Origin of the sequence: Marivibrio sp. (genome assembly GCF_040218065.1) — a bacterium.
Lineage (GTDB): Bacteria > Pseudomonadota > Alphaproteobacteria > UBA8366 > Aestuariispiraceae > Marivibrio.
In genome coordinates, this window is sequence record NZ_JAVJQE010000015.1 from 216,410 (window position 1) to 235,589 (window position 19,180).

General features: G+C 69.9%; 19 protein-coding genes and 2 tRNA genes. 12 read left to right on the forward strand and 9 right to left on the reverse strand.

The features are described from left to right. Positions 1-39: 39 nt before the first annotated feature. The 5 genes from RIB45_RS16855 to RIB45_RS16875 form a co-directional block, all read right to left on the reverse strand. Complete coding sequence (locus tag RIB45_RS16855) at positions 40-654, reverse strand: ribonuclease D (RefSeq protein WP_350051698.1); 615 nt, start codon at positions 652-654, stop codon at positions 40-42. A gap of 163 nt (positions 655-817) precedes the next feature. Then, positions 818-904: transfer RNA gene (locus RIB45_RS16860), tRNA-Leu, on the reverse strand. A 118-nt stretch (positions 905-1,022) separates the two neighbouring features. Then, positions 1,023-1,523: a tellurite resistance TerB family protein gene (locus RIB45_RS16865; RefSeq protein ID WP_350051699.1), complete on the reverse strand. Its 501-nt coding sequence runs from the start codon at positions 1,521-1,523 to the stop codon at positions 1,023-1,025. Between the two features lie 52 nt (positions 1,524-1,575). Further along, positions 1,576-2,004, reverse strand: coding sequence for an RNA-binding S4 domain-containing protein (locus RIB45_RS16870; RefSeq protein WP_350051700.1), 429 nt, complete (start codon positions 2,002-2,004; stop codon positions 1,576-1,578). Next, the gene (locus RIB45_RS16875; protein WP_350051701.1) at positions 2,001-4,694 is read right to left on the reverse strand and encodes a helicase-related protein; all 2,694 of its coding nucleotides are present in this window, start codon (positions 4,692-4,694) and stop codon (positions 2,001-2,003) included. The genes RIB45_RS16870 and RIB45_RS16875 overlap by 4 nt, the downstream gene beginning before the upstream one ends. Before the next feature lie 89 nt (positions 4,695-4,783). On the opposite strand from RIB45_RS16875, the gene RIB45_RS16880 reads away from it, so the two are divergent. The 5 genes from RIB45_RS16880 to RIB45_RS16900 all read left to right on the forward strand — a co-directional run bounded on the left by RIB45_RS16880 (position 4,784) and on the right by RIB45_RS16900 (position 9,748). After that, positions 4,784-6,172: a dicarboxylate/amino acid:cation symporter gene (locus tag RIB45_RS16880; protein WP_350051702.1), complete on the forward strand. Its 1,389-nt coding sequence runs from the start codon at positions 4,784-4,786 to the stop codon at positions 6,170-6,172. Between the two features lie 86 nt (positions 6,173-6,258). Next, on the forward strand, positions 6,259-6,855 hold the full coding sequence (locus RIB45_RS16885) for a TetR family transcriptional regulator (protein WP_350051703.1): 597 nt from the start codon (positions 6,259-6,261) through the stop codon (positions 6,853-6,855). 64 nt (positions 6,856-6,919) lie between these two features. Beyond that, positions 6,920-7,519, forward strand: coding sequence for a hypothetical protein (locus tag RIB45_RS16890; protein WP_350051704.1), 600 nt, complete (start codon positions 6,920-6,922; stop codon positions 7,517-7,519). 6 nt (positions 7,520-7,525) lie between these two features. Beyond that, the gene (locus RIB45_RS16895) at positions 7,526-7,993 is read left to right on the forward strand and encodes a YqaA family protein (protein WP_350051705.1); all 468 of its coding nucleotides are present in this window, start codon (positions 7,526-7,528) and stop codon (positions 7,991-7,993) included. Between the two features lie 93 nt (positions 7,994-8,086). Next, a complete protein-coding gene (locus RIB45_RS16900; RefSeq protein WP_350051707.1) occupies positions 8,087-9,748 on the forward strand; it encodes an ATP-binding protein in 1,662 nt (553 codons plus the stop codon). On the opposite strand, the gene RIB45_RS16905 is transcribed toward RIB45_RS16900, so the two are convergent. Both RIB45_RS16905 and RIB45_RS16910 read right to left on the reverse strand, forming a co-directional pair. Continuing rightward, positions 9,745-10,314, reverse strand: a complete 570-nt coding sequence (locus RIB45_RS16905) for an acyloxyacyl hydrolase (protein ID WP_350051708.1) — start codon at positions 10,312-10,314, stop codon at positions 9,745-9,747. The genes RIB45_RS16900 and RIB45_RS16905 overlap by 4 nt on opposite strands. A gap of 128 nt (positions 10,315-10,442) precedes the next feature. Further along, a tRNA-Ala gene (locus tag RIB45_RS16910) sits at positions 10,443-10,518 on the reverse strand. Positions 10,519-10,975: 457 nt separating this feature from the next. Between RIB45_RS16910 and RIB45_RS16915 the strand changes: the two genes are divergently transcribed. Together RIB45_RS16915 and RIB45_RS16920 are read left to right on the forward strand one after the other, a co-directional pair. Next, complete coding sequence (locus tag RIB45_RS16915; protein ID WP_350051709.1) at positions 10,976-12,493, forward strand: NAD-dependent succinate-semialdehyde dehydrogenase; 1,518 nt, start codon at positions 10,976-10,978, stop codon at positions 12,491-12,493. 52 nt (positions 12,494-12,545) lie between these two features. Then, positions 12,546-13,961 (forward strand): aminotransferase, encoded by a 1,416-nt coding sequence (locus RIB45_RS16920; RefSeq protein ID WP_350051710.1) that lies wholly within the window; start codon positions 12,546-12,548, stop codon positions 13,959-13,961. 63 nt (positions 13,962-14,024) lie between these two features. On the opposite strand, the gene RIB45_RS16925 is transcribed toward RIB45_RS16920, so the two are convergent. Continuing rightward, entirely contained in the window at positions 14,025-15,356 is a 1,332-nt protein-coding gene (locus tag RIB45_RS16925; RefSeq protein WP_350051711.1) for an MFS transporter, read from the reverse strand. A gap of 112 nt (positions 15,357-15,468) precedes the next feature. Between RIB45_RS16925 and RIB45_RS16930 the strand changes: the two genes are divergently transcribed. Both RIB45_RS16930 and RIB45_RS16935 read left to right on the forward strand, forming a co-directional pair. After that, positions 15,469-15,792, forward strand: coding sequence for a heavy metal-binding domain-containing protein (locus RIB45_RS16930; protein WP_350051712.1), 324 nt, complete (start codon positions 15,469-15,471; stop codon positions 15,790-15,792). A gap of 60 nt (positions 15,793-15,852) precedes the next feature. Beyond that, entirely contained in the window at positions 15,853-16,833 is a 981-nt protein-coding gene (locus RIB45_RS16935) for a dienelactone hydrolase family protein (RefSeq protein ID WP_350051713.1), read from the forward strand. Between the two features lie 25 nt (positions 16,834-16,858). Here the strand turns inward: RIB45_RS16935 and RIB45_RS16940 are convergent, their stop codons facing one another. After that, positions 16,859-16,984, reverse strand: a complete 126-nt coding sequence (locus RIB45_RS16940; RefSeq protein WP_350051714.1) for a hypothetical protein — start codon at positions 16,982-16,984, stop codon at positions 16,859-16,861. A 171-nt stretch (positions 16,985-17,155) separates the two neighbouring features. On the opposite strand from RIB45_RS16940, the gene RIB45_RS16945 reads away from it, so the two are divergent. From RIB45_RS16945 to RIB45_RS16955, 3 genes are read left to right on the forward strand one after another with little or no spacing between them, the layout of a single operon-like run. Then, positions 17,156-17,812, forward strand: coding sequence for an LpoB-related protein (locus RIB45_RS16945; protein ID WP_350051715.1), 657 nt, complete (start codon positions 17,156-17,158; stop codon positions 17,810-17,812). Continuing rightward, the gene (locus tag RIB45_RS16950) at positions 17,796-18,290 is read left to right on the forward strand and encodes a hypothetical protein (RefSeq protein ID WP_350051716.1); all 495 of its coding nucleotides are present in this window, start codon (positions 17,796-17,798) and stop codon (positions 18,288-18,290) included. The genes RIB45_RS16945 and RIB45_RS16950 overlap by 17 nt, the downstream gene beginning before the upstream one ends. Then, complete coding sequence (locus RIB45_RS16955; protein ID WP_350051717.1) at positions 18,287-19,180, forward strand: hypothetical protein; 894 nt, start codon at positions 18,287-18,289, stop codon at positions 19,178-19,180. The genes RIB45_RS16950 and RIB45_RS16955 overlap by 4 nt, the downstream gene beginning before the upstream one ends.

Consider the following 19,180-nt stretch of genomic DNA (forward strand, 5'->3'; position numbering starts at 1 on the left):
GGTCGGGATCGTCTCGTCTCTCGGCCGGTTCGGGGGACGTCAGGAGTGGGCGAAGATGTCGGTCTCGCTCCACCCGGCGAGGTCGAGCGCGGCGCGCGTCGGCAGAAACTCGAAACAGGCCTCGGCCAGGCGGGTGCGCCCCTCGCGCGCCAGCATGGCGTCGAGCGTCGCCTTGATGCGGTGAAGATAAAGCACGTCCGAGGCGGCGTACTCCAACTGCGCGGGCGACAGGTCCGGCGCGGCCCAGTCGCTCGACTGCTGCTGTTTCGACATGTCGATCTCGCACAGCTCCTTGGCCAACGCCGACAGGCCGTGCCGATCGGTGTAGGTGCGCACCAGCTTGGAGGCGATCTTGGTGCAGTAGACCGGCGTCAGCTCCACGCCCAGCCAGTGCCGGATGACCGCTACGTCGAAGCGCGCGAAGTGGAAGATCTTCAGGACCGAGGCGTCGGCCAGCAGCCTTTTCAGATTCGGGGCCTGATAGGCGTCCGGCGCGAATTTCACCAGATGGCAGACGCCGTCGCCGGCGCTCAGCTGCACCAGGCACAGCCGGTCGCGCAGCGGGTTCAGCCCTTGCGTCTCGGTGTCGATCGCAACGCTGTCGCCGAAGGAGACGTCGGGCGGCAGGTCGCCGTCATGCAGATGAATGGTCAAAAGGGTCGCCCTCGCTCGCCCGATGCGGCGCTTTCGCCCGCGAATCGCCTGCATTCAAGCGCGAACCGTCGGTTTGAGCAATCCCGGCGCGCGGCGCGGCTCAAATCGGCCCGAAAGACGATCGGCCGGTCGCGAAGCGCGCGACCGGCCGATCATCGAAACTTGGTGCCCAGGAGAAGACTCGAACTTCCACGGCCGTTAGGCCACAGGTACCTGAAACCTGCGCGTCTACCAGTTCCGCCACCTGGGCTTCGGGCGCGGTATGTGCCGCGCGGGCGGCGCCTTGTCAACCGGTTTGCAGGGCGGCTTTTCAAGAAAGTTGGCGGGCGACGCCGAACCGGCTCGCCGCGGCTCGCCGGGGACTCGCCTCAGCCCATCGGGTGCAGCGCGTCGCCGTTGCCGTCGTCGGTCTCAAGCCGCGCGAGGACGCGTTTCTTGGCGGCGCCGGAATCGCGATCCTCGACCCCCAGCATGCCGGAGACGCGGCGGACCAGCTGGGCCTCGTGGTCGTGCAGCTCGCCGTCGGCGTAGGCGACGTCCCACAGCATCTCGATCAACTGGACGCGCTCGTCATAGCCGAAATGCCCGTTCACGATGCGCAGGAAGGAATAGATGTCGACTGCGGCGTCCTGCTTGTCCTCGCCCTCGGCGACGATCTGCGAGACCTCGTCGCGGCTGATGCCGAAATGGCGTTCGATCAGCACGCCGATGCGCTCGCGCTCGCGCGCGTCGACCGAGCCGTCCATCATCGCGGCCTCGATCAACATGGCTGCGGCGGCGACGTGCAGCTCCGCCTCGTCGTGCCGGCCGTCCGGCTTCGAGCCGGCGCCGCCCTTCTCCACGAAAAATTGTTTGATTCGGTTGATCATCGAGTGTCCTGAAAGCTCGTGCGCCCGCCCCTCGCGCGCGTTCCCTTATAACCTAGGGGTCGCCGGGGTCCGGTTTCAACCGGTCGAGCTGTCGGCGCTCGCGTTTCGTCGGCCGGCCGGCGCCGGCGTCGCGCTTGGCCGCCGGGGCCGGCGCGGGCGGCGCGTCGGGATCGGCGCGCTTAAGCGCCGGCGGGTCCAGATCGCGATACAACGCCTGCGCCTCCGCCGCCGGGCCGCGGCGATCGGACAGCGCTTGGATCTCGATCACCCGCACGTGCGGGCCTTGCGGGAAAGTCAGCACGTCGCCGACGCGCACGGCCTGGCCCGGTTTGGAGATCGGGCGGCGGTTGAGCCGAATGCGCCCGCCGGCCGCGACGTCGCCCGCCAGCGTGCGGGTCTTGAAGAAGCGCGCATGCCACAGCCATTTGTCGAGGCGCATCGACGCGCCGCCCGTCGGCGGGGTCTCCCCGGCGCCGCTCACCGGCGCACCAGATCCTTCAGCACCGCGAAGGGGGAATGCGGATCGGGCGCGCGCTCGCGCGGGGCGCGCGGCGTCGACCCCGCGTCGCCCTTCCGGCCCGGCGCCGTCTTGCCCCCGGCTTTTTTCGCGGACCGTTTCGCCGCGCCTTTCGCCCCCGCCTTGGCGGCCGGCCCGCGGACCCGTCCCTTGGCCGGCGGATCGAACAACGCCGACGCGGGCGCGCCGCCCTCGGCCGGCGGCGTCGCGGCCCGCGGCTTGAAGCCGAAAGCGCGCAGCACCTCGCCCGCACGCTCCAGCGCGTCCGGCGCCGTCGGGTCGAGGCCGATGCGCGCCGCAAGCTTCGCGTCCGCCGCGACCGGCCCGGCCTTCCCGGCTTGACGCAGATGCGCGGCCAGCCGCTCCAATCGGTCGAGCCGCAGCGCCGTGCGGCCGCGGCGTTGATAACCCAGCGCCTCCAGCGCCGCGTCCGGCCAGCCGTCAGCCGGCATCGCCGGGCTCGGGACGTTCGGCGTCTCCGGCGTCGGCTGGTCGGCCCAGACGGCCCAAAGGATCGCCTTCGCGCGCAGCGCCTTGGGCGAGAGCGCGCTGTTCAGGAACACGTGATCGACGCCGAACCGGACCCCGGCGGCGCTCAAGGCTTTGCGGCCGGCGGGCGACAGCGCGTCGATCTGCGCTTTCGCCGCGCGCGCGTCGACCTGGCCCAGCCCTTCGCGCAGCTGGTGCAACAGGCCGCGCGCCGGCGGGTCGCCGCCGGTCAGCGCCGCCTCCCGCTCGGGATCGTCGTCCGCGATCAGCGGCCCGAGCCGGCGCGCCATGAAACGGTCGAGGAAGCCTTGCAGGCGCGCCTGCACGCGATCCTCCAAGGCGCGATCGTTCAGATCGGTGGCCGCCAGCTTGACCCTGGGTTTCAGCGGCTGACCGCCGCGCGTCACCCGGGCGATCGGCCGTCCGCCCCAGGTGATCCGCCCGTCCGGCTCCATCCCGAAGGCGCTGTCGTCGGCCGCGACCAGCCGCGCGACCCGCGGACCCGCATCCTCGCGCAGCGCGCGGTGGGCGGCGGCGGCGAGCGCCTTGGCTTCGCGCAGGTCGGCGGCGTCGTGGGGGGTGAAGCTCAAGCCCTCCATGCGGCCGACCACGTGGCCTTCGACCACCACCTCGCCCTTGGCCGTCACGGCCGAGAGCATCTCCGCCCCCGCCTCGCGCCCGCGGCTCAGGCTCGCCGCGCGGCGATCGACAAAGCGCTCGGTCAGCCGGTCGTGCAGCGCATCCGACAGCGCGTCCTCGATCTGGCGGGCGCGCGCCTGCCAGTGGGCGCTGTCGGGCGTCCAGTCGGCGCGGTGGGTGACGTAGGTCCAGGTGCGCACATGGGCGAGCCGCTGGGTCAGCGTGTCGATGTCGCCCTCGGCGCGGTCGAGGCGCTCGATCTGCGCGCGCACCCAGTCCTCGGGCAAGCGCCCCTCGCGATCGACCAGATGAGTGAAGATCTGCGCCAGCAACTGGGCGTGATGCTCCGGCATCACCTTGCGGAAGTCCGGGATCTGGCAGACATCCCACAGCAGGCGCACCCGGTCGCGCGAAGCGGCGCGGGCGGCGACCGCCTCGTCGCGCATCAGCGCGCCCAGCGCCAGCTGGTCGTCCGCTTCCCGGGCGCGCACCAGCTCCGGGCGCGGCGGCGGGCGGTTCAGGCTCTGCATCAGCCGGCCGGGGCTCGCGAAGTCGAGCTTCCGGTTGCGCCAGCTCAGCTTCGCGACGGCCGGGAAGCTGTGATTTTCGATCTGGCGGATCACCTCCTCGTCCGGCGCCGGCGCGTCGGCGGTGATCCCGAAGGTGCCGTCGTTCATGTGGCGGCCCGCGCGCCCGGCGATCTGGCCCATCTCCGGCGCCGACAAGGGGCGGCGCCGCTGGCCGTCGAACTTCGTCAGGCTGGCGAAGGCGACGTGGTCGACATCCATGTTGAGGCCCATGCCGATGGCGTCGGTGGCGATCAGATAGTCGACGTCGCCCTCCTGATACATCTGCACCTGAGCGTTGCGCGTGCGCGGGCTGAGCGCGCCGAGCACCACCGCCGCCCCGCCGCGCTGGCGGCGCACCTGCTCGGCCAGGCGATAGACCTGATCGACCGAAAAGGCGACGACGGCGCTGCGCCGGGGCAGGCGGCCCAGCTTCTTGGCCCCGGCCCAGCTCAGCGTCGACAGGCGCGGGCGCGTCTCGATCCGCGCCTCGGGGACCAGCGTTCGGATCGCGCCCGCCATGGTCTCGGCGCCGAGGAGCATCGTCTCCTCGCGTCCGCGGGCGTGCAGCAGCCGGTCGGTGAAGACGTGGCCGCGCTCCGGATCGGCGCAGAGCTGGATTTCGTCGACCGCGAGGAAGGCGACCTCCTGCTGCAGCGGCATGGCCTCCACCGTGCAGATCCACCAGCGCGGGCGCGGCGGGACGATCTTCTCCTCGCCCGTGATCAGCGCGACCGACGCGCGCCCCTCCAGCTGGACCAGCCGATCGTAATTCTCCCGCGCCAGCAGGCGCAGCGGAAAGCCGATCATCCCGCTCTCATGCGCGCGCAGCCGCTCCATCGCCAGATAGGTCTTGCCGGTGTTGGTCGGCCCCAACACGGCGCGCACTTGCCCGCGCGCCCAGGCGGGGGCGTCGAGATCGTCGAAGGGATCGGGGGAGCCGTCGCCGGGTGAGGTCATGACCCCTGCACCATCGCGCGATGCGCGCGCGAGGGCAAGGGGGCGGTCCTTGTCTATAGGGCGTAAAGGGTTGCTATACTGCGGCAGCCATGACCATTCCGCCGCATCCGACAGACCCCCTCCCCCGCTCCCTGCTGCGCCAGTCGGGCGGGGTGCGCAAGTTGTTGCGGGAGCGGTTGTGGCTGCAGGTGTTGATCGGGATGGCGCTCGGCTTCGGGACGGGGCTGTTGCTGGATCCCGATACGGGGCTGGTGACGGCCGCGTTCAGCCGCACGGCCATCGGCTGGATCGCGCTGCCGGGGCAGTTGTTTCTGGGGGCGGTGGGGTTCGTGGTCGTGCCGCTGGTGCTCGCCTCCGTCGTGCGCGGGATCGCGGCCGGCGATCGGGGGGAGAGCCTGGGGCGCATCGGCGGGGAGACGATGGGATTCTTCCTCGCCACCACCGTGATCGCCTGTCTGATCGGCTTTCTGATCGGCTGGGTCGTCGCGCCGGGCGCGTTGATCGACGGGGCGGCGCTGACCGCCGCGGCGGGCGCGGAGGCGGCGGCGAGCGCGCAATCGGCGGCCGAGGCCGCGCGGGCGGCCAACGAGGCCGCGCCGCCCTTGACCGAGCGCATCGTCTCGCTGCTGCCCAGCAACCCGCACCGCGCGCTGGCCGAAGGGGATACGTTGCAGGTGGTGATCGTGGCCGCGATCCTGGGCCTCGCGCTGCTCAGGGTCGAGCGCAAGACGGCCGCGCCGCTACTCGACCTCATGGCGGCGTTGCAGGCGGTCACCATGGTGGTGGTGCAGGTGGTGATGCGCTTCGCGCCGATCGCGGTCTTCGGGCTGATGGCCAGGCTCGCCGTCGATCTGGGCTTGCAGGCGGCGGCGGGGCTGGCGGTCTATGTCGGCTGCGTGTTGCTGGGCCTCGCGTTGTTGATGGCGGTCTATCTGGCGCTCGCCTGGCGGATCGGCGGCTGGGGGCCGACGCGATTTTTGCGCACGGCGCGCGAGGCGCTGCTGCTCGCCTTCTCGACCAGTTCGTCGGCCGCCGTCATGCCGGTCTCGCTCAAGACGGCCGAGCAGGGCTTCCGCGTGCGCGATAGCGTCTCGCGCTTCGTCGTGCCGCTGGGCGCGACCGTCAATATGGGCGGCACGGCGCTCTACCAGGCGATCGCGACCCTGTTCCTGGCCCAGATCTTCGGCGTCGATCTGGGGCTGGCCGAGCTCGGCGTCGTGCTGGTGATGGCGGTCGGCGCGGCGATCGGCAGTCCGGGCGCGCCCGGCGTCGGCATCGTCGTGCTGGCCACCATCCTGGAGAGCGTCGGCGTGCCGGCGGCCGGCATCGCGCTGGTGATCGGCGTCGATCGTCTGCTCGACATGTGCCGGACGGTGGCGAACGTCGCCGGCGATCTGACCGCCGCCCTGGTGATCGACGCCCGCACCCGTGCGGCGCCGAGCGCCCCCGTCTTCGATCCGAGCGCGCCGGCGCGCTGACCCGCCGGCGCGGGCCGCAGCGTAAATTGAACGCCCAACCAATCTATTGTATGGTCGCCCAATCAATTTTCTGAAGGAGACCGTCGATGGGGCGCGCCGCGTTGGACGACCTCCGCCGGGCCGAGCTTGTGGAGGCGGCGGTCGAGAGCGTCGCGCGGATCGGCGTGCAGGCGGCGACCACCGCGCGGATCGCCGAGACGGCCGACCTCTCGCCCGGCCTGGTCCATCATTATTTCGCCGACAAGGAGGATCTGCTCGCCGCCGCCTACAAGGCCACGCGCAAACCGGCGGCCGCGGCCTACGCAAGGGCGCTCGTCGTCGCGCCCGGCGCCGCGGTTCCGCCGAGACTGCGCCTGATCGCCGCGGTGGAGGCGCATCTGACGCCCGCGGTGCTGACGCCGGTGCGCGCGGCCGCCTGGACGCAGTTCACGGCGCTCACCCCCTATCGCTTCGCCTTCGCGCGCATCCGACGCGCCCAACGCTGTCGGCAAGAGTCGAACCTGCGCGCGGCGCTGGTCGCGCTGGAAGGCGATCGCCAGACGGCGGCCGCCCTCGCCCAGACGGCCGCGCTCGCCCTCGACGGATTGTGGGTCGAGGCCGCGACCCGCGAAGGGGGCCTGGCCCCGGGCGAGGGGGAGGACCTGATGGCGGCCCTGCTGGCGCCGCATTACGTTCCGGAGTGAGCGGACGCCGCGCGGCGCAGCGTTCGCGCTTTCGCCCGGGCGAGAGGCTTTGTAGGATCGGATCATGAGCCGCTTCCGCCGCCTCGCCGCACCGCTCGTCGCGCTTGCGCTTCTCGCCGGCTGCTATCTGCCGGACGATTTCCGCGCCGACATGCAGCTCGCCGCCGACGGGCGCTACGCGTTCGTCTATGAGGGCGATCTGACGCAGCTGCAATTCCTGCAGCGCATCGGCACGGGCGAACTGCAGGGCGAGCGGCTGGCCGACTATGTCGGGATCTACGAGCGCGACCTGAAGCGCGACAGCGCCTTCAGCCGTGTCGAGTACGAAGGCGACGCGCGCTACAGCGTGCGCTACGAGCGCAGCGCCGATCTGAAGAAAAGCCGACAGTTCAGCTTCCCGCGCCGCAACGGCGCCTTCCTCGGCGTGCGCATCAACGAGATGGGGCTGATCGAACTGTTCGGCGACAGCCTGCCCGAACAGCACCGCGAGGAGTTGATTCGCCGCGGCTTCCAAAGCCGGGGAACCTTGCGCGTCTGGGTTCAGGGCGAGGTGCTGGACCACAACGCCGAGAGCGTGACGCCGGGCGCGCCGCCGCTCTACCAGTGGACCGTCCGCTCGATCGCCGACCCGCCGCCGCGCCTCTTGCTGCGGCCTGAGGGCTGAGCGTCCTTGTCCTTCCTTGCGCTTGATCCCGTCGTCGCGATCGATCTCTGGGACCTCGCCGTCATGTTCGGGGCGAGCTTCCTGGCCGCGACCATCCTGCCGGTGGTCTCGGAGGCGGTGCTGGCCGGCTTCTCCAGCCTCGACGGCGCCGATCTCGTCCTGCTGGTGACGGTGGCGACGATCGGGAACGTGCTGGGCTCGGTCGTCAATTGGGTGCTCGGCCGCTGGCTCGAGCATTGGAAGGACAAGCGCTGGTTTCCGATCAAGGAGAAAAACCTCGATCAGGCGAGCCGCGTCTTCAACCGCTGGGGCCGGCCCTCGCTGCTGCTGGCCTGGACGCCGTTCCTGGGCGATCCGCTGACCTTCGTCGCCGGCCTGCTGCGCGTGCCGATCGTCCCCTTCCTGATCTACGTCACGATCGGGAAGGCCGCCCGCTACATCCTGATCGCCGGCGCGGCGGCGCAGTGGCTGTAGGCGCGTCGCGTCGCGCGCCTCGCGCGCAATTAACCGGTTAGCAAGGATGTAATACTAAGGTACCGTCTCTCCGCAGGGTTAAGGGGGACGGCGGTGACGAACTACTCCAATTTATCGCGCGAGGAGCTCGCCGAACGGTTGGAAGCGGCCGAGCGCCGGATCGGCGCGACGGCGAGCGACCCGATGCAGTCTCCGTCGCACGAGGACGTCAAGTACCGCACCCTCTTCGACAACATGACGGGCGAGGTGCATGTGTGGCGCGTCGTCCGGGGCAAGGACGCGCGCATCGTCACCTGGCGGCTGGTCGATCTCAACCCGGCGGCCGAGCGGTCGTGGGGCCTGGTCCGCGCCGACGTCGTCGGCAAGACCGCCGACGAGATCTTCTCGCCCGCGGCGGTCGAGCTCTTCATGCCGATCGTCGTCCAGATTTTCGAGGATCGAAACCCCGTCTCCTGGGAAACCTACTTTCCGGATCTCGACCAGTACCTGAAGATGACCAGCGTCTCCTTCGGCGAGCATTTCATCTCGACCGGTCTCGACGTCAGCGAAATCCGTCGAGCCCAGGAGGCGGCCGAGCGCGCCAACGAGGCGAAGTCGGCGTTTCTCGCCTCGATGAGCCATGAGCTCCGCACCCCGCTCAACGCCATCCTCGGCTATTCGCAGATGTTGCAGATGGGGGTCTACGGCGCGCTCGCCCCGAAACAGCAGGAGATCGCGGGGAACATCATCAAGGGCGGCGGGTCCCTGCTGCGGCTGATCGACGACGTGCTCGACGTCGCGCGGATCGAATCGAACCAGATGGACGTCAGAATCGAGACGGTCGACCTCAACGCGCTGGTCGCGGACCGCATCGCCTTGCTTCAGGACGCCTGCGAGAAACGCCGCATCACCATCGAGAATCGTCTGAGCGGCGGCCCGACCTATCGGGTGAAGACCGACCGCGATCGACTGGGCCAGGTGCTCTCCAACCTCCTGTCGAACGCCCTGCGCTACAATGTCGACGGCGGGCGCATCGTGGTCGCCGCCGACCCGCCGGGCGCCGGCTACGTGACCGTGCGGGTCTCAGACACCGGGATCGGCATCGCGCCGGGCGTGCGCTCGCAGGTCTTCGCGCTGTTCGGGCGCGGCGTGCGGCGCCCCGAACTCGCCGGCGGCGGGGTCGGCGTGGGGCTGGCGGTCTCGAAGAACATCATCGAGCGGCTGGGCGGATGGATCGACTATCGCAGCAGGCCCGGCGAAGGCAGCGACTTCTGGTTCGCCGCGCCGCTTGAGGACAATGAGGACGTTTTGATCTGGGACGACGCGCTGCGGGTCGGCGTCGACGACATCGACAAGGACCACCAAGAGCTCTTCGCCCTGATAAACCGATCGTCGCACACCGGCCTGGGGCCGGACCGGACAGGCGAAATCCTGGACGAGATGGTCGCCTTCACCCGCCGCCATTTCCGCCGGGAAGAGGCGATCATGGACGCGCTGGACCTGCCGGATCGGGCGCCGCACGAGGCCGAGCACCGCGCGCTGGAGGCCGAGGCGGAGGCTCTTGTCCGCGCCTGGCGCGCCGATCCCGGATCCGCGACCCGGCGACGCCTGCAGCAGTTTCTGCGCGGGTGGTGGGGCGCGCACATCCAGTCGCGCGACATGGCCGTCGCGCGGGCCGCCGAGGGGAGGAGCGCCGCCCTCCATCGCGAGCTTGTCGCCCGCGGATTAGCCGCCTCCCGACCGCCCGCCGGCGCCGCAGACGGGGACCCGGATTAGAACCGGTAGCCGAGACGCAGGCCCAGCGTGTCCAACCCCTCGTTCTCGTCCGCCAGCGAGGCGTTGGAGACGTGGTCGAAATAGATCGAGGCGGCGTAGCGCTCTGTGAAGCGCCAGCCGGCTTCGGCGACATTGTGGAACAGAACCCGCGAGCCGAGCGCCTTCTTGTCCGCGGCGACCGCCTCGGTCTCGCCGTCATGCACGGCCGCGCCGAAGCCGAGGCCGAAGAACGGCCCGCCCACCGTCTCGTAGCGATAGCGTACGCCCGCATAGGCTTTGGAGGTGTCGCCCGAACTGTTGATCGAGAGCCCCAGCGCCGGATGCAGCCGTCCGCCGATCACCTCGGCCAGGGGCGCGAACAATAGCTCGGCGTTCACGTCGACGCCCTCTTCCCGATTGAAATTGCTCCATAAGCCGTCGGTGTCGTGATCCAGCAGGCCGACAGAGACCTCGTGCAGCGCCGAGGAGTTCGAGCGCCCGTCCTCCGCCGAGGCCGCCGGGGCGGCGGCGACAAGCAGGGCGCAGGCCGCCGCGGCGGTCCGAACGCGTTGTGTGAAAATCGTCATGACCGTCCTCCCGTCGCCGCGACGGTAGCGCAGCCGCTTCGGCTCGCCCAGCCCCCTTCGGACCAGCCCCCTTCGGCCCGGCCCCGTTCGCCAAAGAAAAACCCCCGGGTCGTCCCCGGGGGTTTTCATGGTGGAGCTGAGGGGATTCGAACCCCTGACCTTCGCATTGCGAACGCGACGCTCTCCCAACTGAGCTACAGCCCCGTCGCGGCCTCCGCAGGCCGTGGGCCCGGCGGGAAGCGCGCGGAATATGTTGAGATCGACGCGCGCTGTCAAGCGCGGATGAAGGGCTTGCCTCGCCGAGCGCGCGGGCCGCGAGGACGGCGCGCAGAGCGCAGACGAACCCGCGCGCGGCGCCGCGTTGAGGCGGGCGCCGCGCGCCGCCCCTGCGAGCCGTCAATCCGCCGCCGCGCGCCCGGGCCTTGCGGCGCCCGAAAGGCTGCGGTGATTTCTTCTGCGCAGGGCGCCGGGCGGCCGTGGAACTTGCTGCGGCGCGGCCGGACTTCGGCGCCACTTTCGGCGCGCTTTCCCCCACAGTGCCGGCCGTTTGGGACAGGCGGGGTGCAGACGGACGGGTTGAAGACTGCGCCCCCCGGCCGACATGGTCAGGCGGAGGGCCTAACGCCCGTCACCCGGATTTCGAACTTTCGAGGAGGTTTCCATGAGCGGCGATCGCAAGACTGCCGGCGCGACCGGCCGGACCCTGGCGGAGGACGTGCTGAAGCGGGTCGAGGACCCATCGCTCTTCGTGCAGGACGCCTATATCGACGGCCGGTGGGTCGAGGCCCTGGACGGCCGTCGGCGCACCGTGATCGACGCGGCGACCGACCGGCCGCTCGGCTCCATCCCCAATATGGGCGCGCGCGAGACCGAACAGGCGATCGAGGCGGCGGAACGGGCCTTCCCCTCCTGGCGGCGCATGACCGCCTGGGAGCGCGGCGACGTTCTGAACGCCTGGGGCGATCTGATGGCTGAGCACAAGGCCGATCTGGCCGCCATCATGGTGCTCGAGCAGGGCAAGCCGCTGGACGAGGCGAAGGGCGAGATCGATTACGCGCGCAGCTTTCTCCATTGGTTCGCCGAAGAGGGCAAACGCCAGTACGGCGAGATGATCCCGACCCACGTCACCGGCTCGCGCCTGCAGGTGACGCGCGCGCCGATCGGGGTCACGGCGGCGATCACGCCGTGGAATTTCCCCAGCGCCATGATCACCCGCAAGGCCGCGGCCGCGCTCGCCGCCGGCTGCCCGATGATCGTGCGTCCGGCCGACGAGACGCCCTTCAGCGCCACGGCGCTGGCCAAGCTCGCCGAGGAGGCGGGCGTCCCCGCCGGCGTCTTCCAGATCGTCACCGGCGATCCGGAGCCGATCGCCGGCGCCTTGATGGACGCGAAATCGGTGCGCGCGATCAGCTTCACCGGGTCCACCAAGGTCGGCAAGATCCTGACCGAGCAGGCGGCCCGCACCGTCAAGAAGGTGTCGATGGAGCTGGGCGGGCACGCGCCTTTCCTCGTGTTCGACGACGCCGACCTCGACAAGGCGGTCGACGGCGCCGTCAAGGCCAAGATGGCGACGACCGGGCAGGACTGCCTGGCGGTCAACCGGATCCTGGTCCAGAAGGGTCTCTACGAGAAATTCTGCAAGAAGTTCGCCGAGGCCATCGGCGCGATGAAGGTCGGCTCCGGCTTCGAGAAAGGGGTCGAGCTGGGTCCGCTGATGAACGCCGGCGCGGTCGAGAAATGCGTCGCTCACGTCCAGGACGCCAAGTCCAAGGGCGGGCGCATCCTGACCGGCGGCGGCCGGCACGAGGCCGGCGCGCTGTTCTTCCAGCCGACCGTGATCGCGGATCTGACCCGCGACATGGCGATCTGGAAGGAGGAGACCTTCGGCCCGGTCGCGCCCGTCATGGCCTTCGAGACCGAGGAGGAGGCGATCGAGCTCGCCAACGACACCGACTACGGCTTGGCGGCCTACCTTTATACCGAGGGCCTCAACCGCTCGCACCGCCTCTCGGAGGCGTTGGATTACGGCATGGTGGCGGTCAACACGCCCAAGATGACCGGCCCGCCGGTGCCCTTCGGCGGGGTGAAGGAAAGCGGCTTGGGGCGCGAGGGCTCGCGTCACGGCCTCGACGAATACAGCGAAATCAAATACGTCTGCTTCGGCGGCGTCGCCGACTGAGGCCCGACGCGAAGCGGCCCGTGCGGCGGCGTGAACAATAAGGAGCGAAAAAATGGCGGATGCGACCCACAATCTGTCGCTTGAGGAGATGGACCGGCAGTCGGTCCTCCACCCCTTCACCCAGCTGAAGCAGTTCGCCGCCGGCGACCTGGGCGGCCCGCGCATCGTCGACGGCGGCCAGGGCGTCCGCATCCGGGACACGAAGGGGAACGAGCTGATCGACGGCTTCGCCGGGCTCTATTGCGTCAATGTGGGTTACGGGCGGACCGAGATCGCCGAGGCGATCTACGAGCAGGCGAAAAAGCTCGCCTACTACCACGCCTACGCCGGCCATTCGAACGAGCCGACGATCCGTCTCTCCGACAAGATTCTGCGCAAGACGCCGCAGAGCATGTCGAAGATCTTCTACGGCCTCGGCGGCTCGGACGCGAACGAGACCAACGTCAAGATCGTCTGGTACTACAACAACGTCCGCGGCCTGCCCGAGAAGACGAAGATCATCGCGCGCAAGCGCGGCTATCACGGCGGCACGGTCTTCTCCGGCAGCCTGACCGGCCTCGAGATCTTCCACACCGCCTTCAATCTGCCGGTCCCCCAGGTGCTGCACACCACCACGCCGCATCATTACTGGCAGGCCGAGCCGGGCATGAGCGAGCGCGAGTTCTCGAAGAAATGCGCCGCCGACCTCGACGCCATGATCGAGGCGGAGGGGCCGGAGACGGTCGGCGCCTTCATCGGCGAGCCGGTGCTGGGCACCGGCGGCATCACGCCGCCGCCGGAGGGCTATTGGGAGGAGATCCAGAAGGTCCTGGACAAGCACGACGTGCTGCTGATCTCGGACGAGGTGGTGTGCGGCTTCGGGCGGCTCGGCTCGGAGTTCGGCGCGCTGCATTACGACATGAAGCCGGATCTGATGACGGTGGCGAAGGGGCTGACCAGCGCCTACCAGCCGCTCTCCGGCTCGATCGTCGGGGAGCGCGTCTGGCGCGTGCTGGAGCAGGGATCGGACAAGTACGGGCCCTTCGCCCACGGCCTGACCTATTCGGCGCACCCCTGCGGCGCGGCCGCGGCGCTCGCCAATCTGGAGATCATCGAGCGCGAGGGGTTGGTGGAGAATTCCAAGACCGCCGGCGCTTACTTCCAAAAGAAGCTGAAGGAGAGCTTCGAGGGCCATCCGATGGTCGGCGAGGTGCGCGGCGAAGGCCTGCTGGCGGCGATCGAATTCGTCGCCGATCCGGCCTCCAAGACCCGCTTCGACCCGTCGATGAAGGTCGGCGCGCAGCTGGCGGCGGCCTGCGTCTCTGAAGGGCTGATCAGCCGGGCGATGCCGCACGGCGACATCCTGGGCTTCGCCCCGCCGCTGATCGTGAAGGAGGACGACGTCGACGAGATCGTGGCCCGCACCAAGAAGGCGGTCGATACGGTCACCGACAAGCTGGTCCGCGAGGGTCAGCTGAAGGCGGCGTAACGCCCGACCGCCTGGCGCGGCCCCTCACCCGAACCCCCTCTCCCCGCGGGAGAGGGGGTTTTCTTAACCGCCCCCTCGGCCGAGCGCGGGGGCTCGCCCCCGCCCTTTCATTCCCGCCTTCAGCGGCCGCATCAGGACCAGGCCGGCGACCAGGAAGATCAGGATCGTCGCCATGCCGACCCGCTGGCTGGCCGCCAGCGCCGTGACCCAGCCGACGAGCAACGGCCCGAGAAAGGCCGTCGCCTTGCCGGAGAGGGCGTAGAGGCCGAAGAACTCCGCCCGCAAGTCGGGCGGGGCCAGATCCGCCATCAGCGACCGGCTGGCGGCCTGCGCCGGGCCGAGAAAGGCCCCCAGGCCCAGGCCCAGCGCCCAGAAAACCGCCTTGTCCTCGACGAACAGCATCGCCGCGCCCAGCACGGTGATCGTCCCGACCGAGATCATGATCACCGGCTTCGGCCCCCATCGGTCGTCCAGGAAGGCGAAGATCAGGGCGCCGATCCCCGCCGTGACGTTCAGGCTGGCGCCGAAGATCAGCACCTCCTGCTGCGCCATGCCGAAGGTCCCGGCGGCGTAGATGCCCCCGAAGGCGAAGAGCGTGTTGAGGCCGTCCGTGTAGAGCATGCGCGCGAGCAGAAAGCGCGCGATGGTTCGATATTCGCGCACCCGCTTGAGGGTCCCCCAGACGGCCTTGAGGCCGGCGCGCGCCGCCTGGCGGAGCGGCAGCGCGTCCTTCGGCGGCGCGTCGGGCGTCAGCAGGAAGATCGGCAGGCAGAAGACGGCGATCCAGACCGCGGCGACGACGGGCACGGCGCGGATGTTCTCCGCATTCTCGGTCGAGACGCCGAACCACGGGTCGTCCGCGCCGACGAAGCCGACGAAGCTGACCCCCAGCGCGGCGAGCCCGCCGATATAGCCGAGCCCCCAGCCCCAACCGGAGACGCGCCCCAGCATCGCCTTCGGCGCGATCGCCGGCAGCATGGCGTTGTAGAAGACCATGCCGAGCTCGAAGCCGATCGTCCCCAGCCCGGCGAAGACCAGCGCGTAGAGGATCCAGGCCTCCGACGGCTCCGCGAACCAGAGCAGCGCGGTGGCGAGCGCCGTCAGCGCGGTGAAGAAGCCGAGCCACGGCTTGCGGCGGCGCCCGAAATCCGCGATCGCGCCCAGCACCGGCGCCATCAGCGCGATCGCCAAGGCCGAGAGGCCGGTCATCGTGCCCCACAGCGCCGTCCCCTCCTCCTTCGAGGGGGCGATCCCTTGGGTGAAGTAGGCGGCGAAGACGAAGGTGGCGATCAGCGTCGGGAAGGCGGAATTGGCCCAGTCGTACAGGCACCAGCCCAGCACCGCCTTGCGGTCGGCGCGGACGGGATCCGGCGGCGGGGCGCCCGTTTCGCTCATTTTCCGCCTCCTCGGGTCCAGCTCCGGCTGGCCTTTCGCGCCGGGTCGGGTCACAGTAACCGGGCCGGGCGCAGCCCGCCACAGCCATCACGACCAGTTCCGAGGGGCAGACATGCTGATCACCACCACCGACGGCGTCGAGGGCCGCCAGATCCTGGAGTACAAGGGCATCGTCAGCGGCGAGGCGATCCTGGGCGCGAACGTCTTTCGCGATTTCTTCGCCGGCATCCGCGACATCGTCGGCGGACGCTCCGGTTCTTATGAAAAGGTGCTGGCCGACGCCAAGGAGATGGCGATCGAGACCATGCGCGAGAAGGCGGAGGCGATGGGCGCCAACGCGATCGTCGCCGTCGACCTCGACTATGAGGTGCTGGGCGAGACCAATTCGATGCTGATGGTCGTCGCCAACGGCACGGCGGTGACGCTCGAGGAGTAAAGCGTCGCCGCCGCGCCCGCCCGCCCGCGCCCGCACCCGCGCGCCGAAAGAGGGGTCGATATGAACCGGGCCGCCCGCATCGCCGCCGTCGTCCTTCTCGTCCTCGCGGGCTGCGCCTATGAGCCGGGTCCGCTGTCCGAACGGTTGAGCGGCGCGGAGAGCGGGACCGTCTGGTTCGAAAGCGTCGACGCCTATGATTTCACGACGGACGGCGCCGCCCCGCCGATTGCGGTCGAGGGCGATCTGACGATCCCCGACCCCCACAACGGCGCGGCCGTTGTGCTCTCGCACGGCTCCGCCGGCGTCGGCGCGCTGCATCGGGGGTGGGCGCGGACGCTCCAGGGGTGGGGCTATGCGACCCTGACGCTCGACCATTTCAGTCCGCGCGAGGTGATCAACACGCTGCACGCGCAAGTGCGCGTGACCGAACAGCAGATGGCGCTCGACATTCTGAATGCGGTTCGCTTGTTGGAGAGCCACCCGGACGTCGCCCCCGGATCGGTGCGCGTGATGGGATGGTCGAAAGGCGGCACGGCGGGTCTGCTGGCCGCCTTCGATCCCGTGCAGCGGCTGGCCGGCTTCGAGCCGCCGGCGCTGGCCGCCGCGGTGCTGTTCTATCCCTACTGCAATTTCCGCGGCGAGATTCCGGCCGAGACGCCGATTACGATTCTGCATGGAACCGCCGACGATTGGACGCCGATCGACTTTTGCCGAACCTTCATGCGCGATCTGAGCGCGGCCGGCGCGGCGGTGACGCTGACGGAGATCGAAGACGGCCTGCACGGCTTCGACAACTGGACGGCGCGGCGCGGCGAGCGGCCGCGCAGCGTGACGATCCGCGAGGCCTCGCCCCGCTGCACCCTGCGCCTTGCGCCGGACTTGACGGCGACCCGCTCGCTCGACGGGACCTTCGGGGTCGCCTCGTTCGACGCGCGCCGCGCCTTCCTGGAGGCCTGCGCCGAACGCGGCGTCACCTACGGCGGATCGCCGGAGGCGCGCGCGACGGTCGAGGTCTCGGTGCGCGCCGCCCTCGATCCCTAGCTCGGTCTTTTCGTCGGCGGGGCGTTCACCAGTTGCACGGCTGATCCCAGCAGGGGTGCGCGCGCATCATCGCGCGCTCCTCCGGCCCGGCCAGGAACAATCCGCCCAGCAGGAAAAACAGCAGGGCCGCGCCGATCACCGCCTCTCGCACCGTCTTTCGCCCTTGCGTCGCGTCACCGATTGCAAGGAGATACGTCGCGCGGTCGTCGGCGGACTTTTTTTCCGCGAAATTCGCGACGGGCTGGGCTACGATCCAGCCGGCGGCCGCCGCCCGAGCGCGTCGACCCGACCATCCTGGGATTCTGTCGAGAGGGGAGTATTCATGATCGAAACGCGCAGCGCGCGTCGGCTGACAGGCCGGCTCGCGGCGGCGGGGCTGCTGCTTGTCGCGGCGGGCGCCTGTCAGACCACGGCGCAGGTTGAGAACGCGTCGGGCACGCCCACCGCCTATCAGGACGTCAATTCGCCCGGCCTCGTCCAGGGCGTCGGCATCGAGGCGCAGGACATCGTCTCGATGACCGACGTGATGATGCGCGACATGATGTCGAATCCGCAGTTGGCGAACCGTCAGCCCTCCCCGCGCGTGATCCTGGATTCGCAGTATTTTCAGAATCAGTCGGCGCAGCGCCTCAACCTCAACACCATCGTCGACCGGCTGCGCAGCGGGCTCTTGCGCGCGGCGAACGGCCGCATGCTGTTCGTCAGCCGCGAGGCCGCCGAGATGGTCGAGAAAGAACGCCAACTTAAGCGCGAGGGCGTCACCGACGTCGGCACGACCGGTCTGACCCAGGCGCAAGCGGGGGCGGATTACCGCTTGACCGGGCGCATCAGCTCGACCGAAGCGCGACGCTCCGACGGGGTGATCGACCGCTACAATCTGATCAATTTCGAGATGATCGACCTGGAGAACGGCCTGATCGTCTGGTCGAATTTCTACGAGTTCCGCAAGGGGGCGCAGGACGATGTGGTCTATCAGTAACGCCGCGCGCCTCGCCGCCGCCGGCGGCGCGCTCGCGCTGCTCGCCGCCTGCGCGCAGCCGAAGATCGAACCGCGCCCGGTCTGCGACATGGAGGCCTACAAGCAGTCCTTCGCCAACGCGCCGGAGGGCGAGGTCCTGGTGCCGCCGGTTCCGGGCTCGGTCTCCCCGATGCCGCTGAACACCGTCAACGTCACCGATCAGGCGATCATCCAGAAGGTGATCGTCCAGGCCAGCAACGCCGGCCGCACGCCGACCGGAACGGTCGAGGTCTGGGCCCGGCTTGTGAACTGCACCGATTTCCCGCTGCACGTCGAAGGCCGCACCAATTTCCTGACCGCCTCCCAGGCCCCGGCCGAACAGCCGACCGCGTGGACGCGGGTGATGCTGCCGGCGCGCTCGATCGGGACCTATTCGGCCAAATCGATCGCGACCGATCAGGTGGCGACCTATTTGGTCGAGATCCGGGAGGGGCAGTGAGGGTCCGGCGCTTCGGCGTCGTCGCGCCGGCTGTGGCCGGCCTGACGGCGCTCGCCGCGCTCGCGCTCCTCGCGGGGCCTGCGGCGGCGCAGTCGACCGACGTGAGCGACCCGTCGCTGTACCGCGACGGTCAGCCGCAGGTGCTGACCGCCCCGCCCCAAGGGCCGGCCGAGGGGGCGCTCGACGAAGGCGCGGTCGGGGCCGCGTTCTCCGCCGCCTATGAGGCGGAGGGCGCGCCGCGCATCGCCGTCTTCTGGAACCGCGCCTTCAGCGATCGGTTGAGCCAGTGGACCGCGCTCACGCGGGCGGTCGCCTCCGAGCAGGGCCGGATAACGGGCACGCTGTTCGACACGGAGAACAACGCGCTGATCCAGGGCAACGAGACGGCCCAGGTCGAGGTGCTGACCCCGGAGAGCGCCCGCGCGGGCTTCGAGACCGAGCGCGCCGACATGGCCTTCGAGAGCGCCTATGTCACGCCGATTCAAGCCAATGGCGCGCGGATCATCGACCGCGCGACGGTGATGCGCCTCACCCAGTCCGAGATGCGCAACGACGAGGGGCTGACCTACCGGCCGGACGCGCAGCTGGTGGAGACCGACGCCCTGATCAACTACGCCGACCTGATCGCCGAGATCCTGATGGTCCGCGATCCGGAGGCCGATCTGGGCGCGGCCTTCCGGGTGCAGGTGAAGGACGTGCGCACGGGCGAGCTGGTGATCACCTTCCTGAGCCGCGGCGAAGCGCCGGCGCGAACCGGCGCGCGGCGGGAATGGGTGGCGACCGGCTCGGGCTTCCAGCCGCGCGCGGACAAGGCGCCGACGCCCGAGGACGTCGCCCGGCGTCTCGCCTTCGAGACGATGCAGCGGCTGGCGGGACGCTGGGGGGTTTAG